The 15,879-nt window shown below is 71.0% G+C and carries 15 protein-coding genes; 6 read left to right on the top strand and 9 right to left on the bottom strand.

Translation table 11 applies throughout. The annotated features are described in order from the left end of the window. Positions 1-14 precede the first annotated feature (14 nt). The 4 genes from Q5425_RS40595 to Q5425_RS40580 all read left to right on the top strand — a co-directional run bounded on the left by Q5425_RS40595 (position 15) and on the right by Q5425_RS40580 (position 3,509). The gene (locus Q5425_RS40595; protein WP_308677732.1) at positions 15-578 is read left to right on the top strand and encodes a R3H domain-containing nucleic acid-binding protein; all 564 of its coding nucleotides are present in this window, start codon (positions 15-17) and stop codon (positions 576-578) included. Between the two features lie 248 nt (positions 579-826). Continuing rightward, positions 827-1,510, top strand: coding sequence for a 16S rRNA (guanine(527)-N(7))-methyltransferase RsmG (rsmG, locus tag Q5425_RS40590; RefSeq protein WP_308677909.1), 684 nt, complete (start codon positions 827-829; stop codon positions 1,508-1,510). A gap of 77 nt (positions 1,511-1,587) precedes the next feature. Next, positions 1,588-2,511 carry a ParA family protein gene (locus Q5425_RS40585; protein ID WP_396135361.1) on the top strand — a complete coding sequence of 308 codons (924 nt, stop codon included), beginning with the start codon at positions 1,588-1,590 and terminating at the stop codon, positions 2,509-2,511. Next, a complete protein-coding gene (locus Q5425_RS40580; RefSeq protein ID WP_308677730.1) occupies positions 2,508-3,509 on the top strand; it encodes a ParB/RepB/Spo0J family partition protein in 1,002 nt (333 codons plus the stop codon). The genes Q5425_RS40585 and Q5425_RS40580 overlap by 4 nt, the downstream gene beginning before the upstream one ends. A gap of 133 nt (positions 3,510-3,642) precedes the next feature. Here the strand turns inward: Q5425_RS40580 and Q5425_RS40575 are convergent, their stop codons facing one another. Together Q5425_RS40575 and Q5425_RS40570 are read right to left on the bottom strand one after the other, a co-directional pair. Continuing rightward, positions 3,643-4,587 carry a D-alanine--D-alanine ligase gene (locus tag Q5425_RS40575; RefSeq protein WP_308677729.1) on the bottom strand — a complete coding sequence of 315 codons (945 nt, stop codon included), beginning with the start codon at positions 4,585-4,587 and terminating at the stop codon, positions 3,643-3,645. A 27-nt stretch (positions 4,588-4,614) separates the two neighbouring features. Next, entirely contained in the window at positions 4,615-5,970 is a 1,356-nt protein-coding gene (locus tag Q5425_RS40570; RefSeq protein ID WP_308677728.1) for a PLP-dependent aminotransferase family protein, read from the bottom strand. 211 nt (positions 5,971-6,181) lie between these two features. Here Q5425_RS40570 and Q5425_RS40565 point away from each other — a divergent pair, with 211 nt between their 5' ends. Then, the gene (locus tag Q5425_RS40565; protein WP_308677727.1) at positions 6,182-6,826 is read left to right on the top strand and encodes a GNAT family N-acetyltransferase; all 645 of its coding nucleotides are present in this window, start codon (positions 6,182-6,184) and stop codon (positions 6,824-6,826) included. A 210-nt stretch (positions 6,827-7,036) separates the two neighbouring features. On the opposite strand, the gene Q5425_RS40560 is transcribed toward Q5425_RS40565, so the two are convergent. The 7 genes from Q5425_RS40560 to murJ form a co-directional block, all read right to left on the bottom strand. Continuing rightward, the gene (locus Q5425_RS40560) at positions 7,037-8,185 is read right to left on the bottom strand and encodes an N-acetylmuramoyl-L-alanine amidase (protein ID WP_308677726.1); all 1,149 of its coding nucleotides are present in this window, start codon (positions 8,183-8,185) and stop codon (positions 7,037-7,039) included. A 281-nt stretch (positions 8,186-8,466) separates the two neighbouring features. Then, positions 8,467-8,790, bottom strand: coding sequence for a thioredoxin (gene trxA / locus Q5425_RS40555; protein WP_020642536.1), 324 nt, complete (start codon positions 8,788-8,790; stop codon positions 8,467-8,469). Positions 8,791-8,823: 33 nt separating this feature from the next. Further along, positions 8,824-9,816: a thioredoxin-disulfide reductase gene (trxB, locus tag Q5425_RS40550; protein ID WP_308677725.1), complete on the bottom strand. Its 993-nt coding sequence runs from the start codon at positions 9,814-9,816 to the stop codon at positions 8,824-8,826. Between the two features lie 79 nt (positions 9,817-9,895). After that, positions 9,896-10,684: a hypothetical protein gene (locus Q5425_RS40545; protein ID WP_308677724.1), complete on the bottom strand. Its 789-nt coding sequence runs from the start codon at positions 10,682-10,684 to the stop codon at positions 9,896-9,898. Then, entirely contained in the window at positions 10,681-11,304 is a 624-nt protein-coding gene (sigM, locus tag Q5425_RS40540; protein WP_308677723.1) for an RNA polymerase sigma factor SigM, read from the bottom strand. Before sigM ends, Q5425_RS40545 begins: the two co-directional genes overlap by 4 nt. Before the next feature lie 31 nt (positions 11,305-11,335). Continuing rightward, positions 11,336-12,928, bottom strand: coding sequence for a protein kinase family protein (locus Q5425_RS40535; protein WP_396135360.1), 1,593 nt, complete (start codon positions 12,926-12,928; stop codon positions 11,336-11,338). A 79-nt stretch (positions 12,929-13,007) separates the two neighbouring features. After that, a complete protein-coding gene (gene murJ / locus Q5425_RS40530; protein WP_308677908.1) occupies positions 13,008-14,732 on the bottom strand; it encodes a murein biosynthesis integral membrane protein MurJ in 1,725 nt (574 codons plus the stop codon). A gap of 312 nt (positions 14,733-15,044) precedes the next feature. On the opposite strand from murJ, the gene Q5425_RS40525 reads away from it, so the two are divergent. Then, on the top strand, positions 15,045-15,836 hold the full coding sequence (locus tag Q5425_RS40525; protein WP_308677721.1) for a hypothetical protein: 792 nt from the start codon (positions 15,045-15,047) through the stop codon (positions 15,834-15,836). Positions 15,837-15,879: the final 43 nt, after the last annotated feature.

The raw sequence follows: 15,879 nt of genomic DNA, 5'->3' as shown, positions 1-15,879 counted from the left end.
AGAGGAGACGAATGATGTCGGAGACGATCGACACGATCGACGCCGAGAAGGACGACGTGACCCCGGAGGAGGCCGCTTCGGCGGACGCAGGGGGCGAGCAGAAGTCGGGCGGTGACGACATCCTCGTCCAGGAGGGCGACATCGCCGGCGACTACCTCGAGCGCCTGCTGGACCTGCTCGACTACGACGGTGACATCGACCTCGACGTGGAAGCCGGCCGCGCGATCGTCAGCATCGACGGCGGCGAGGACCTCGAGAAGCTCGTCGGCCCGCGCGGCACGGTGCTCGAGGCGCTGCAGGAGCTGACCCGCCTGGCGGTCCAGCAGGAGACGGGCTCCCGCAGCCGCCTGATGCTGGACATCGCGGGCTGGCGCGCGGACCGCCGCGAGGAACTCAAGGAGCTCGGCCGGTCGACGGCGGAGTCGGTCCTGAAGAGCGGCGAGCGCGTGCGGCTGCAGCCGATGAGCCCGTTCGAGCGCAAGGTCGTCCACGACGCGGTGGCGACGGTCTCGGGCGTCACGAGCGAGAGCGAGGGCGAGGACCCCAAGCGGCGCGTGGTGATTTTCCCGGAGGAGTGACCTTCGGTCCTCGAGGCGGCCCCATCCGACTGGTTCGGATGGGGCCGCTTCTTTGTCTGCTGGCCCGCGTGCGCTGGCTCGCGTCACCGAATTACACGCGTGATGTTTCACGTGGAACGGTCCACGGCGGCCGCCGCCTGAGTGGAGTTGTCCACATCTTCGGACTGTCGGCTCGTCTTCTCGGGTTCATCGGGGACAATCGGACGAGCGCGGTTTCACGTGAAACCGGCGGACGAGGAGTAGACGGAGTGAGCTTGGAGCAAGCCGCGGGGGCGGTGCGGGCCGCGGCGGAGCGAGTGTTCGGTGAGCACCTCGACCAAGCGGCCGGGTACGTCGAACTCCTGGAGCGCCACGGCGTTGAGCGGGGGCTGATCGGTCCCCGGGAAGTCGAGCGGCTGTGGGAACGGCACGTCTTGAACTCGGCGGTGATCGGCGAGCAGATGCCCGAAGGTGCCCGAGTGGTCGACGTCGGGTCGGGAGCCGGGCTTCCGGGTGTACCGCTGGCGATCGCGCGACCGGACCTCGATATCGTCTTGCTCGAACCGATGGCCCGCCGGGTGGACTGGCTGGCCGAGGTGGCCGAGAAGCTGGAACTCCCGATCACCATCGTCCGTGGACGCGCGGAGGAGCGGCCTGTGCGTGAGCAGCTCGGTGGCGCCGACATCGTCACCGCTCGCGCGGTCGCCCCGCTCGCTCGTCTCGCGGACTGGTGCCTGCCGCTGGTCCGACCCGATGGCTTCCTGGTCGCCCTCAAGGGCGCCAGCGCGGCGGACGAAATCGAGCGGGACGGCGCCGCCATCCGCAAGGCCGGCGGAGCCGATCCCCTGATCGTCGAGTGTGGTGCGGCGGTGCTCGAGGTGCCCAGCACGGTCGTGAAGATCCGTCGCCTCCCAGCGGGAAGCAAGCCGAAGGCGCGGAGCAGGAAGCGTTAACGGGCCGCGATGTTCCACGTGAAACGACGCGACTCGACCACCGACCAGACGTCTAGATGGAGGAGGTGTCGAGACCGGTGAATCCCCCGCCGTCCGACTCCACGGAGACCAGCCACGACGTGGGCTGGACGCCGATCGCCGAAGAAGCCGCCCGCGCCGCGCGTCTGCTGCACCCGGAGCGGACGCTCCCCCGCCCCGGGCGTCGGCGCGTGCTGACCGTTGCCAACCAGAAGGGCGGCGTCGGCAAGACCACCAGCACGGTCAACCTGGCTGCCGCGCTCGCCGTCCACGGGCTCAAGACGCTCGTCGTCGACCTCGACCCGCAGGGCAACGCGAGCACCGCGCTCGACGTCGACCACCGGTCCGGGACGCCCTCCATCTACGAGGTGCTCATCGGCGAGGTGACGCTCGCGGAGGCGGCCCAGCCGACCGAGCAGTCCCCCAACCTCTTCTGCGTCCCCGCGACGATCGACCTCGCCGGCGCCGAGATCGAGCTCGTCTCGATGGCGTCCCGCGAGTCCCGGCTCAAGGAGGCCATCTCCTCGGAGATCCTCGACGAGATCGGCGTCGACTACGTCCTCATCGACTGCCCGCCGTCGCTGGGTCTGCTGACGGTCAACGCGATGGTCGCCGCGCAGGAGGTGCTCATCCCGATCCAGTGCGAGTACTACGCGCTCGAAGGGCTCGGGCAGCTGCTGAGCAACATCGAGCTCGTGCAGCAGCACCTCAACCGCGAACTCCGCGTCTCGACGATCCTCCTCACCATGTACGACGGCCGGACCAAGCTGGCCGACCAGGTGACGAACGAGGTGCGGAACCACTTCGGCGACACCGTGCTGAAGACCGTCATCCCCCGCAGCGTGAAGGTGTCCGAGGCGCCCGGGTACGGCCAAACCGTGCTCGCCTACGATCCTGGTTCGCGCGGGGCGCTGAGCTACGTCGACGCGGCCAAGGAGATCGCCGAGCGCGGCGCACTGATGGAGAAGGGTAGTTCGACATGACCGAGCGTCGAGGAGGGCTGGGGCGCGGCCTCGCCGCCCTGATCCCGACCGGACCCACCGGTGGGGGTCCCCTGCCCGCGCCCGGCGACGCGGCGGCGGCCGAAAAGAAGGCGGCCGAGGACAAGGGCTGGTTCGCGGCGAACGGCCAGGCGAAGCAGCACAGCGGGGAGGTCGCCGGCGCCGTCTACCGCGAGATCCCCGTCGGTTCGATCAAGCCGAACCCGAAGCAGCCGCGGCAGGTCTTCGACGAAGACGCGCTCGCCGAACTCGAGCACTCGATCCGCGAGTTCGGGCTCATGCAGCCCATCGTCGTCCGCGAACTCGGGAACGACGAGTACGAGCTCGTCATGGGCGAGCGGCGGCTACGCGCTTCGCAGCAGGCGGAGCTCGAAGCGATCCCGGCGATCGTCCGGCAGACCGCCGACGAGTCGATGCTGCGCGACGCGCTCCTGGAGAACATCCACCGCGTCCAGCTGAACCCGCTCGAAGAGGCGGCGGCGTACCAGCAGCTGCTCGACGAGTTCGCGGTCACCCACGAGGAACTGGCGAGCCGGATCGGCCGCAGCCGCCCGGTCATCACCAACACGATCCGCCTCCTCAAGCTCCCCCTCCCGGTGCAGCGCCGGGTGGCCGCGGGTGTCCTCTCGGCCGGGCACGCGCGCGCGTTGCTGTCGCTGGAGGACGCCGAAAGCCAGGAGGAGCTCGCCGCGCGGATCGTCGCGGAGGGCATGTCGGTCCGGGCGACCGAGGAAGCCGTCACGCTCAAGAAGAGCGAGAAGCCGGCCAAGCCGAAGGCCGCACCCCGCAAGCCGATCCAGGCGCCGGGGTTGCAGGAACTCGCGAACCGGCTTTCGGACCGCTTCGACACCCGCGTGAAGGTCGACCTCGGCCGGCGCAAAGGCCGGATCGTGCTCGAATTCGGTTCGGTCGACGACCTCGAGCGGATCGTCTCGATCATCGACGCGAATGAGGCAAATCGGACACCGAAATCCGATTAGGGATCACCCCGGGGTGTTTCGTCACGGTGATGATTGCTCATCGGAGCCGTGACGGACACAGCTGGTGATCACCACTCGCGACACGAAAAAGGCCACCACCGAACCTCGGTAGTGGCCTTTCGCGTGCGGGGGGTCAGCGGGAGACGGCCCGCGCGATCAGTTCGGCGAACACCGTGCCGAGCGACTTGCCCGCCGCGTCGATGGCCATCGGGACCGTGGACGTCTCGGTGAGACCCGGCGACGGGTTCACTTCGAGGAAGTGAACCGTGCCATCCGGGGCGACGATCGCGTCGGTGCGGGAGATGTCTCGCAGCCCGAGGACGCGGTGCGCGGCGACCGCGAGTTCGGCCACCGCCTTGGCCGCGGCGTCGTCGAGCCGGGCCGGGGTGAAGAAGTCGGTCAGGCCGGCCGTGTAGCGGGCCGTGTAGTCGTACACGCCGTTCTCCGGGACGATCTCGACCGCGGGGAGGGCCTCGGGCCCGTCCTCGCCCTCGATGACCGTCACGGCCACCTCGACGCCGTCCACGAACCGCTCCGCGAGGACCGTGTCGCCGTAGGCGAAGCAACCGACCATCGCCGCCGGCAGTTCGGCCGCCTCGCGCACCACCTGCGTGCCGAGCGCGGAGCCACCCTGATCGGGCTTGAGGATCAGCGGCAGGCCGAGGCGCTCGACCATCGCGTCGAGCACCGCCTGGGCGCCCAGCTCGCGGAACGTGCTGTGCGGCAGCACCACCCACCCCGGCGTCACGAACCCGGCGTTCTGCAGCAGCGCCTTCGCGGTCGGCTTGTCCCACGCGCGGCGGCAGCCCTGGGAGCCGGTGCCGACGAACGGCACCTCCAGCATCTCCAGCACCGTCTGCACCGAGCCGTTCTCACCCTCGCCGCCGTGCAGCGCCACGACCACCGCGTCCGGGCGCTGCGTGCGCAGCCGCTCCAGCAGTCCCGCGTCGGTGTCCCACTCTTCGATGCCGAAACTCTCGGACTTCAACGCCGCGGAGAGCCGTCGCCCGGACCTCAGCGAGACGTCTCGTTCGTGCGAGAGCCCGCCGGCGAGCACGGCAACGGTACGGTCAACCACCGTAGGAACTCCTTAGCTGCAAAAGAATCAAACCGTGTCCGGGGACGGGTTCGGCGGTCCCTGGATCTGGCGCGCGCTCACGTTACCGAAGGTGCGAGCGAGGTCCATTTCGGACTCCAGCACGGCGGCCAGCCGCCGCACGCCCTCGCGGATCCGCTCCGGCGTCGGGTAGCAGTAGGACAGCCGCATCTGGCGGCTGCCGAAGCCGTCGGCGTAGAAACCGGTGCCGGACGCGTACGCCACCCGGGCGGTCACCGCGCGCGGCAGCATCGCCTTCGTGTCGACGCCTTCCGGCACCGTCACCCAGACGTAGAAGCCGCCGTCCGGCTTGGTCCACGAGCAGCCCGGGGGCAGGTACTGGTCGAGCGCGGACAGGATCGCGTCGCGCCGCTCGCGGTAGTTCTCGCGGAACTTCTTGATCTGGCCCTTCCAGTCGTGCGTGGCCAGGTAGCGCGAGACGATCATCTGGTTGAACGTCGGCGGGCACAGCGTCGCCGACTCCGCGGCGAGCACGAGCTTCTCGCGCACCGCGTGCGGCGCGAGCACCCAGCCGACGCGCAGGCCGGAGGCGAACGTCTTGGAGAACGAGCCGAGGTACACGACGTTGTCGGGATCGGTCGACCGCAGCGCCGGGTACGTCTGGCCGTCGAAGCCGAGCAACCCGTACGGGTTGTCTTCGACAACCAGGACGCCGTGGTCGCGGCAGATCTCCAGGATCTCCGCGCGGCGCTCGACGGCCAGCGTGACGCCGGCGGGGTTGTGGAAGTTCGGGATCGTGTACAGGAACTTGACCCGGCGGCCGGCCTTCTCGGTCCGGTCGAGCGCTTCGCGGAGCAGCGACGGCACCAGGCCGTTTTCGTCCATCGCCACGTGCACGACCTGCGCCTGGTACGCGGCGAACGACCCCAGCGCGCCGACGTACGAAGGACCTTCGGCGATCACGACGTCACCGGGGTCGCAGAACAGCCGGGTGACCATGTCCAGGCCCATCTGGGAGCCGACGGTCACCACGACGTCGTCCGGGTGCGCCTTGATGCCCTCCAGGGCCATGATTTCGCAGATCTGCTCACGCAGCACCGGGACGCCGTGCGCCGAGCCGTACTGCAGCGCGACCAGACCGTCTTCGGCGATGATCTCCGCCACCTGCGCCGACAGCGTGTCGAGCGGGAGCGCGGCCAGGTTCGGCATGCCGCCGGCCAGCGAAACCACCTCGGGCCGGCTGGCCACCGCGAACAGCGCCCGGATCTCGGAGGCGGTCATCCCCGCGGTGCGGGCGGCGTACCGCTCCAGGTGCGGGTCGAGGTTCTGGCGGCCGCTGGGGCTTTGTCGGCCACTGGGGTTTGGTCGGCCACTGTGCGGCTTGCTGGGGCGGTTCTCGGTCATCGACGTTCACCCGGGGCTAGGCGGACACGGTCACTCCCGCGGGAGCTGGTAGATCCATCGAGTGTAACCGGGCACCCATCAGGACCCCCTGGCCTTCCGGTGCTCGTCACATCGGCCTATCCTCGACCGTGGCTCCCGTGTTCGTGCCGTGGTTTTCGCGCGGTTCGACGACCGGGCAGCCGGTCGGAGCGCTGGGCAGGGGAGGTCGCAGGTGTCGCGTCGCGTCGTGGGCGTCACACTGGACAACCTCGAGCACCTGCCGAAGAGCTGCCGCCGGTGCGTCTACTGGGAACTCGCCCCCCACCTCAAGCACCAGGCCGAGGAGTTCGGCGCCACCGAGGTCGAGAAGGAAGCCTGGGTCTCGAGCGTGCTGCTCGAGTGGGGGTCCTGCGGCCGCATCGTCTACAGCGACACGCTGCCGGTCGGGTTCGTGCTGTACGCACCGCCGAACGCCGTCCCGCGCGCACTGGCCTTCCCGACGTCGCCGCCGAGCGCGGACGCCGTCCTGCTGACGGCGTTCCAGGTGCTGCCGGAGTTCCGCGGCGGCGGTCTCGGCCGGATGCTGGTCCAGGCGGTCGCCAAGGACCTGACCAAGCGCGGGGTCCGCGCGATCGAGGCGTTCGGCGACGCTCGTCCCGACGAAGCCGACCCGGACGGCGGCCACAGCTGCGTCCTGCCGGCGGCCTTCCTGCAGAGCGTCGGCTTTAAGACGGTTCGCCCGCACCAGAAGTGGCCGCGCCTGCGGCTCGAGCTCCGTTCGGCGATCACCTGGAAGGAAGACGTCGAGGCGGCGCTGGAAAAGCTGCTCGGCCAGGTGACGATCACCACCGCCGAGCCGAGCCTCGGCCGCGCCTGATTCCTGATCCGCAAACGTTTGCGCCTGTGCTTCGGCGTGCCCGGAACACGGTGTGCACAACTGTGGAAGAAGTGCCGAGTTATCCACAGAGCGCTGCTAGGAGCGGTGGAAAAGCTGTGGATGACTGCCCCGAAACCTGGGGACGCGTGCGTCGCGTCCCCAGGGGTGGTGGGGCAGGTGAAGGAGAGCCGCTAGGGGTTGTGGTCGGCCCTATTCGGCCTTGGCGAGCTCGTGCGCCAGGACGTCGGCGAACGTGAACGTTCCCGTCGGCTGGTCGCCCTCGCCGAGGAGGTACAGGCGCTTCACGGCGATGAGGATGCCCTCCGCGACGATGTCGCGGAACGCCGGGTCACCGAGCTTGCGGGCGTCGTCCGGGTTCGTCAGGTAGCCGATCTCGACCCGGACCGCCGGGCAGCGGGTGCGGGTGAAGATCTCCCAAGTCTTGTAGTGCGTGCGGCAGTCCAGCATGCCCGTGCGGGCCGCGACCTCGCGCTGGATGAAGCCGGCCAGCAACTCGCCGACCGTCGACGTCGTACCGTTGCCGGTGCCGAAGTGGAAGCTCGCGATGCCCTGGGCGCGCGGCGACCGGTTGCCGTCGCTGTGCAGGGACAGGAACAGGTCGGCACCCGAGTCGTTCGCGAAGCGGGCGCGCTCCAGCTCGGTCGGGCTGTGGTTCGGGCCGCGGGAGATCAGCGCCTCCATGCCCGTGGCCTTCATCCGGCCCTCCAGGCGGCGCGCCAGGTCCCACGCGATGTCGGCTTCGCGCAGCCCGCCGGAGACCACGCCGAGGTCGTCGCCGCCGTGGCCGGGGTCGATCACGATGCGCTTGCCGCGCAGCCGCGGCCCGGCCTGGCGCACCTGCTCCTGCTCGCGCAGGAACACGGGACGCCCGCCCCGGGCCCGCGGCGAGGACAGGCGGTGCAGCTCGCGGATGGTCGCGGGACCGCACATGCCGTCCGGCGTCAGGCGCATGTCGCGCTGGAACGTCTTGAGCGCGCGCTCGGTCTGGGGACCGAAGTAGCCGTCGGGGCGGCCGGCGTCGAAGCCGAGCTCGGTGAGCCGCTCCTGCAGCGTGAAGACGTCGTCGCCGTGCACCGGCGACGCGATCATGTACGACAGCGGGCGGCTGCCCAGGTGGTAGCTGGCGCCCTTGAGCGCCTGGAACGTCGCCGTACCCACGATGCCGTCGGTCATCAGCCCACGACGCTGCTGGAAGGCACGGACGGCGCCTTCGACGGCGCCGTCGAACGTGTCGTAGTCGTCGGTACCGGTGACCGGCGGGAGCAGGTCCATCCCGGCCAGGATGGACCTGATCTCGGCGACGTCCGGACCGGCGTCACCGCGGCGGAGTACCCGCATGCACTCCTCGCTCTTCCTCAGGCACCGATTCGGGGGCTCGGTGCGTGGCAGGACTTCGGGAAAACCTTCGCTGGGACGAGCCCAGGTGCTCTATTGTGCCTTGCCAACTCTGGGTGACAGCGCAGGCCCGGTAGGACCGTCAAGGACCCGTTCGTGGAGTACCCGCGTTGACCGCCGTCACGCTCGATTCACCCACACGGGCCAGATTCCCCCGAACGACGACGGACCCGGGGTCCACAGGAGGGTTCCTGCAGGCCCCGGGTCCGCCGGGCTTGTTCGGTTCAGAGGACGTCGGCGAGGTCCGACAGCAGCGCGGCCTTCGGCTTCGCGCCCACGATCTGCTTCACCGGCTTGCCGCCCTGGAACAGGATCAGTGTCGGGATGGACATCACCTGGTAGTCACGCGGCGTGTTCGGGTTCTCGTCGATGTCGATCTTGGCGATGGTCAGCTTCTCGCCGTTCTCGGCCGCGATCTCCTCGAGCACCGGGGCGACCATCTTGCACGGGCCGCACCAGGTGGCCCAGAAGTCCACGAGGACCGGCTTCTCGCTGGTCAGGACCTCGTCGACGAACGTCGCGTCGGTCACCTTCACGGTGTTGGACATGGTTTCTCCTTCGAGTGGTTGAACGCCGGAAAGTCAGTTCGTGCCGGGGCCGTAGCCGCCGCCGACCAGCTCGGCCGCCTCGTGGGCGTCCGACTCGCCGTGCTCCGCCAGCCAGCGTTCCGCGTCGATCGCGGCGCTGCACCCGGAGCCCGCGGCGGTGATCGCCTGCCGGTAGGTGCGGTCCACCAGGTCGCCGGCCGCGAAGACGCCGTCGAGGTTCGTGAACGAAGTGCGCCCCTGGGTGAGCACGTAACCGTCCTCGTCCAGGTCGACCTGCCCGCGCACGAGCTGGCTGCGGGGGTCGTGGCCGATCGCGACGAAGAAGCCCGACACGTCGAGCGTCGACTCGGAGCCGTCCTTGGTGTCCTTCAGCTGCAGGGCTTCGACCTTGCCGTCGCCCAGGACGCCGGTGATCTGCGAGTTCAGCTTCCACTTGATCTTCTCGTTCGCGCGGGCGCGCTCGATCATGATCTTGGACGCACGGAACTCTTCGCGCCGGTGGACGATCGTGACGGACTTCGCGAACTTCGTCAGGAAGGTCGCCTCCTCCATCGCCGAGTCGCCACCGCCGGCGACCACGATGTCGTGGTCGCGGAAGAAGAAGCCGTCACAGGTCGCACAGGCCGACACACCGCGGCCGAGCAGTTCCTGCTCGCCCGGCACGTTCAGGTACCGCGCCGCCGCGCCCATGGCGAGGATGACCGCGCGGGCGGCGTAGCGCTTGCCGTTCGCGTGGACGTACTTGACGTCCCCGGTCAGCTCCAGCGACTCGACGTCCTCCGCACGCAGCTCGGCGCCGAAGCGCTCGGCCTGCTTGCGCATCTCCTCCATCAGGTCCGGACCCATGATGCCGTCGCGGAACCCGGGGAAGTTCTCGACCTCGGTCGTCGTCATCAGCGCGCCGCCGAACTGCGTGCCCTCGAACACCAGCGGTTCCAGCTGGGCCCGTGCCGCATAAACGGCAGCGGTGTATCCGGCAGGACCCGACCCGACGATGATCAGGTTCCTGATTTCCTCGGCAGCCACCCGTGACCTCCGCTCGTAGTGACCCGTGTACCAGGCTCAACACGATCGTAGGTGGCCATGTTCCCAGCGGTGACAGCCGCTACTTCTCCCCGACGACCTTGTCGAACAGCACAGCCGGATTACCTGGTCCGCAGTCCGCGCCGAAGGCCACGAGCCGGAACTGCGCGAGCTTGCCGGTGGTCAGGATGATCATCACGCCGGCCTTGCCGCCGACGTTGACCGGACGGATGCCCTCCGGGCGCACCTTCGGGTCCAGCCCCGCGGCCGCGATGCAGGCGTCGAGGCGGTCCTCGTTCTGCAGCGGGCCGAAGTCGCGGACGCCGATCGCCTTGCCGACCAGGGCCTGCGCGCCGGCGCCGTCGTTACCGACCGACGGGCCGGTCGGGGCCGCCACGTTCGGGGTGCCGGGCTGCTGGGCCGTGTTCGGGATGGCGACGGTGACGGCGACAACCGCGGCGGCCGCCGCGGTCAGGACGCCGGCGGCCCAGCCGAGCCGCTTGTTCCGGCGGCGCCGGGCCGCCGCGAGGTCCACCACCGGGGCGTCCCCGGGCCCGGCCTGCTGCGGTGCCTGCGCAGCGCCCTGGGCGCGGGGAAAGGCGGCCGCTGCTTCGGCGGCCAGCGCCGCGTCCAGCCGGGCGGCGAACTCCGCGGGCATCCGCGGGGCGGGTGCGTCGGCAAGCGAGGCCAGATCGGCCCGCGTGGCGTCCAGCGCGTCCAGGATCGCCCGGGCCTCCGGGTCGGCGTTGACCAGCGGCCACAGCTCGGCCGCGTCGGTGTCGTCGAGGACACCGGCGTGGAGGTCGGCGAGCACGTCGACAGACCAGGGCGGACCGATGGTCCCCCCGATCCCCCGGCTTTCGTCCGTCATCGTCCCTCCCCGTTACCCGGCTGACGCCCGGCCCGTTTGCTTTCGTGAGTTGGGACGTTCGCAATCGCATCGGGGTTCCGCAGGTGCCCGAGAACCTTCGCGAGTTTCCCGCGGCCCCGCGCGCACCGGCTCTTCACCGTGCCTTCGGCGATGCCGAGCATCTTGGCCGTCTCGGCGACGGAGTATCCCTCGACGTCGACCAACACGATCGGGGCACGCTGGTCTTCGGGCAGCTGGTCGAGGGCCTCGCGCACGAGCAGGCTGGTCTCCCGCTCGGCCATCGAGTCGCGGGGCGTGGCGGGCTCGTTGAAGCCGGTTTCCGGCAGCGGCACGGTCGGGCGCGCCTGGCGGCGGCGGATCCGGTCGAGGCAGGCGTTCACCACGATCCGGTGCAGCCAGGTCGTGACCTGCGACTCCGCTCGGAAGTTCCCCGCCGCGCGGAACGCCGAGATGAAGGCGTCCTGCAACGCGTCGGCGGCCTCTTCCGGGTCGCGGACCGTGCGCAGGGCCACCGCCCACATGCGGTCGCGATGTCGCTGGACGAGTTCGCTGAACGCATGGGGGTCCCCCGCGGCGTGAGCCGCTATCAGATCCGCATCCGTGGGAGCTGCAGCTGTCACCCGGCAGAGCCTACTGACCCTGTCGGGTGCGTCACCCCGCAGGCAGGAAGGACAGGTCGCCTATTTCGGTCATGAACTGCCCGTCCGCGTCGCCCAGCTGGGTGATCCACACGATGAAGTACTCGCCCTGCGTCGGCTGGGCCAGCGGGATCACCGTCTCGCCGTCCTTCAGGTCGCCGTTGCCGACCACCTTCGTGTCGGCCAGGTCCGGGTTCTTCTCGGTCGCCGAGCGGATCTCGACCTTCGTGCCCGGGGTGCCCCCGGTGACCTTCACCTGGCTGAGGTTGATCGGGTCGGCGAAGGAGACGACCAGGCCGACACCCGGCTTGATGGTGGGGAACTGCTGCTTGTACTTCTCGGTGCGCCACTCGGTCTCGGCTTTGCCGTCGATCGCGTACTTCGCCCGGCTGGTGTTGTCGCCGCGGCCCTCCGGGTTGTAGACGGCCACCGACTGCGGGGGCACCGCGGCGCCCACGGTCGGCGACGGCGGCGGGGCCGGCGCGGACGACGATGCCGGCGGCGGCGCGCCCTGCTGACTCGACGCCGGCGGCGCGGCCACGTTGATCGACGGCCCGCTCGCCTTCGAATCGCCCTGGAAGACGTTGATCAACATCAGGCCGCCCCAGGCGAGGATGACGACGGTGGCGACGACCAGCACGGTGACGCCGAGGGCGAGCTTGCGCCGCCGGGCGACGTCCTTGACCGGCTTCTTCGTCGTCCAGATCGTGCCGTCGGGCTCGGCGACGTCCCCGCCGACGGCCTTGATCAGCTGGGTGCGCTCTTCTTCCTCGGCGACCTGGTCGAGGACGCGGAGGATGGCAGCGCTGGTGCGGATGCCGCCGTTGCCACCGTCTTCGATCGTGCGCACGGCCAGCGACGACAGGTCCGCCGGGACCGTCGGCACCAGCTGGCGCGGCGGGACGATCCGGTTCTGCGGCGTCATCGGCGCCGCGGGGATCGCGGGCGGGCCGCCGGGCAGCGCCCAGCGGCCGGTCAACAGCAGGTACAGGACCGCGCCGAGCGCCTTGACGTCGTCGCGCAGCGTCGCCTCCGGCAGCGGGCCGGGGAACGCGAGCTTGAGGGCGCCGTTCGGGGTCAGCCGCAGGCGCTGGGGGTGGTCGAGGCCGAGGACGAGCCCGTTCTGGTGCGCCTGCTCGACGGCTTCGGCCAGTGCCTGCACCATCCGCGCGGCCGCGGCGGGCGCCACCGGCCGCTGCGCGACGAGGTCGACCAGGTCGCTGCCCTTGGTCCATTCGGCGACGACGACGCCGAGCAGGCCTTCGCTCGACGTGATGCCGCTGCCGAGGGCGAGCACGTCCAGCACGCGGGCGACTCCGCCGTGGCCGAACTTCGACGCGTGCGTCGCGCGTTCGAGCGTCCGCCGGGCCAGCCGGGCGGCTTCCGGGTCCGCCGGGTCGCCGACCAGCAGGGTCAGCGCCACGTCCCGCTTCAGCTGCCCGTCACGGGCGCGCCAAAGGTGTGCGTCGCCCCGCTCGTCCACGCCGAACTGCGCGAGGAGGCGGTAGCGGCCGTCGCCGACCACACGCCCGGGGGCGAGCGATCCGACCTGGGCCTTGCCCACGTGGTTCGCACCCCCCGCCTGTTCGCTCCGCCTCGTGTCCACCCGCACTCTCCCGCTAGCTCCCCGCACCAAGGTTACCCAGAATACGACGCGGGAGTCGTCGCTTTCCGTACCCCAATCGTTACCCGCGCTTGATCAACCGGGTGAACCTCGAAGTGGCCGGTTTCAGCTCTTCGACCTTCAGCGCCACCAGCACGCCGAACGAGACGACGATGCCCACGATGCTCTGCAGCAACAGCTTCACCCAGGCGCCGAAAGTAGGCCCGAAAGAGTCCGGCACGAGCTTGCCCGCGACCCACGCGGCGGCGACACCCAGGGCACTCGCGACGACCGTGAAGAGAATCACGCCGATCACCCGCTTGCTGCGCAAGTTGCCCAGGGTCACCCACAGCCAAACCTGGCCGAGGATCGCCCCGACGACGAACGTCAGGGCGTTGACCATCATCACGCCGAGCACGACGTTGTCCGGCGACAGCAGCACCGGGCACAGGTACAGCAGCGGCACCTTGACCAGCGTCATCACGATCATGATCAGCGTCGGCGTGCGGGCGTCCTTCATCGCGTAGAAGACGCGCATCTGCAGCATGACCAGCGCGTACGGCAGCAGGGCGAACGCCGAGATCGCGAGCGCGTCGCCGAGCCGTTCGGCCGTCTCGACCGTGCCCCGGCCGAAGGTGAACAGCGCGATGCCGATCGAGCCGCCGACCACGGTCATCACCGCGGAGATCGGGACGAGCATCACCGTCGAGATCCGGGACGCGTACGACAGGTCGCCGATCAGCTTCTTGTGGTCGCCGTCGGCGGCCGCGCGGCTCATCCGCGGCATGATCGCCGTCAGCAGCGAGACGCCGATGACGCCGTACGGCAGCTGGAAGAGCAGCCAGGCGTTGCTGTAGGCCGTCACGCCACCGGCCGAGCCGCTGGTCAGCACCCGGGTGTTGATCGTGTAGCCGACCTGGCTCACCGCGACGTAGCCCAGGATCCAGAGCGCGAGGCCGCCGAACTCCTTCATCTGCTTGTCGATGCCCCAGCGCCACTTGAACCGGAAGCCCGACCGCAACAGCGGCGGGATCAGCAGCAGGGCCTGGGCGACGATGCCGCCGGTGACGCCGATGCCCAGCGTCAGCACCTTGGGGTCGGTGATCGAGGCGTGGCCGGTGTCGATGTCGCCCGGCATGATCCAGACGACCAGGATCGTGAAGATGACGACCAGGTTGTTGATCACCGGTGCCCACGCCGTCGGCCCGAAGATCTGCTTGGCGTTCAGCACGGCCGAGAGCAGCGCGAACACGCCGTAGAAGAAGATCTCCGGCAGCAGCAGGTAGGCGAACGCCGTGGTCAGCGCGGAGCTCGCCTCGCCCGACGAGTCGACATAGAGACTTGTGAACGCCGGGGCGGCGATCACCGCGACCACCGTGCCGACCAGCAGCAGCGAGAACGCCACCGTGATGAGCCGCTGGGTGTAGGCCGTCCCGCCGTCGGGCTCGTCCTGCGCGCGCACCAGCAGCGGCACCACCACGCTGGCGAGGACGCCACCCATCAGCAGCTCGAAGATGATGTTCGGCATTGTGTTGGCGACGTTGAACGAGTCGTTCGCGATGCCCTGGCCGATCGCGCCGACCAGCAGCAGCTTCCACAGGAAGCCGGTGATCCGGCTGATCAGCGACGCGATGGCCATCCGCCCGGACGCCTTCGCCAGCGACGGCGCCTTGGCCGGCGCCTCCGGCGCTTCCCCGTCCGGCCGCGGCTTGACCAGCGGCCCCTTGAGCGCCGGCATGACCTGGGTGGCCAGCGCGTCGTAGGGCCGCATGACGTCGGGGTCGGCGACCGGCCAGCGCGAGTTCATCGGGACGCCGGCGGTGCGCGGGATGAACCGCGTCGCCTCCGGGTCGGGCGGCCGCTGGGCCTCTTCCTGCCACGGCCGGACCGGCGCCGGCCGCCGCGCCCCACGGCCGCGGGGCGGCACCGGGATGCCGGGCGGCGGCGTCCCGGGCGCCGCCGGGATCCCGGGTGGCGGTGTACCGGTGGCCGGGACGCCCGGTGCCGGCGTGCCCGGAGCCGGGACGCCGGAGGCCGGGATGCCGGAGGTCGGGATGCCGGAGGTCGGGATGCCGGGCGGTGGGGTCACCGGCGGGCTGGGCTGCGGGAGCCGCCCCTGGTGCGGGGCCGGTCCCGGCGGCGGGCCCGGCGGCAGCGGCGGACCGGGTGGCGGGCTGCCTGCGGGCGGCACCGGCTGCGGACCGCTTTGCTGCGGCGGCGGCACGGGCTGAACCCGGGTCGGCGCCGGACCACCGGCGTTGCGCGGCGGCTGCCCACCCCGCGGCGGCGCTTGCGGCGGCGGAGACTGCGGCGGCGGCGGAACCCGGCGCGGCGGCCGCTCCTCGCGGAGGGCTCGGTCGTCCGGGGGCCAGTCGTCGCGCGGCCGGTCGCCGTGGGGCGGGAGGTCGTCGCGGGCCGGACGGTCGCGCCGGAGCTGCTCGTCGCGGGCCGGGCGGTCGCCTCGGGGCGAGCCGTCCCGGGCCGGGCGGTCGCCTCGGCGGGCCCGCTCGTCGCCGGGTGGGCGGTCGTCCCGTGCCGGGCGGTCGCTGTGGGGCGGCAGGTCGTCGCGCGCCGGGCGGTCGCCGCGCGGGAGCTGCTCGTCACCGGGGGCACGATCGTCGCGCACCCGGCGGTCGCCGCGCCGCGGTTGCTCGTCGCGGGGCGCCCTGCCGCCCCTGGGAGCCTGCTCCTCCCGGGCCGGGCGGTCGCCGCGGCGGGGGCGGCCGTCGCGGGCCGGGCGGCCTTCGCGGATCGGGCGCTGGTCGCGGACCGTGGCGTCCTCGGGGGGCGGCATCTGGCGCGTGTGGCCGTTGCGGGGCGGCTGGCGGCGGCCGCGCTCCGGTGGCGCCGGCGGCTGCTGCGGCGGTGTCTGCGGCGGGGGCTGGCGGCGGACCGGCTGCGACGGCTGTGATGCCTTCGGGGGCCCGTCGCCCCGTTGCGGGGGCGGGGACCCT

This window comes from Amycolatopsis sp. A133 (assembly GCF_031082405.1).
Taxonomy (GTDB): Bacteria; Actinomycetota; Actinomycetes; order Mycobacteriales; family Pseudonocardiaceae; genus Amycolatopsis.
This window is presented reverse-complemented; position numbering and strand designations above follow the sequence as displayed.

Bases quoted from the DNA above. Each gene is read 5' to 3' on its own strand.
- Q5425_RS40595 (WP_308677732.1), top strand. From the start codon at position 15: ATGTCGGAGACGATCGACACGATCGACGCCGAGAAGGACGACGTGACC.
- Q5425_RS40580 (WP_308677730.1), top strand. From the start codon at position 2,508: ATGACCGAGCGTCGAGGAGGGCTGGGGCGCGGCCTCGCCGCCCTGATC.
- Q5425_RS40570 (WP_308677728.1), bottom strand. From the start codon at position 5,970: ATGACCGAGAACCGCCCCAGCAAGCCGCACAGTGGCCGACCAAACCCC.
- Q5425_RS40560 (WP_308677726.1), bottom strand. From the start codon at position 8,185: ATGCGGGTACTCCGCCGCGGTGACGCCGGTCCGGACGTCGCCGAGATC.
- trxA (WP_020642536.1), bottom strand. From the start codon at position 8,790: ATGTCCAACACCGTGAAGGTGACCGACGCGACGTTCGTCGACGAGGTC.
- Q5425_RS40545 (WP_308677724.1), bottom strand. From the start codon at position 10,684: ATGACGGACGAAAGCCGGGGGATCGGGGGGACCATCGGTCCGCCCTGG.
- murJ (WP_308677908.1), bottom strand. From the start codon at position 14,732: ATGAACTCGCGCTGGCCGGTCGCCGACCCCGACGTCATGCGGCCCTAC.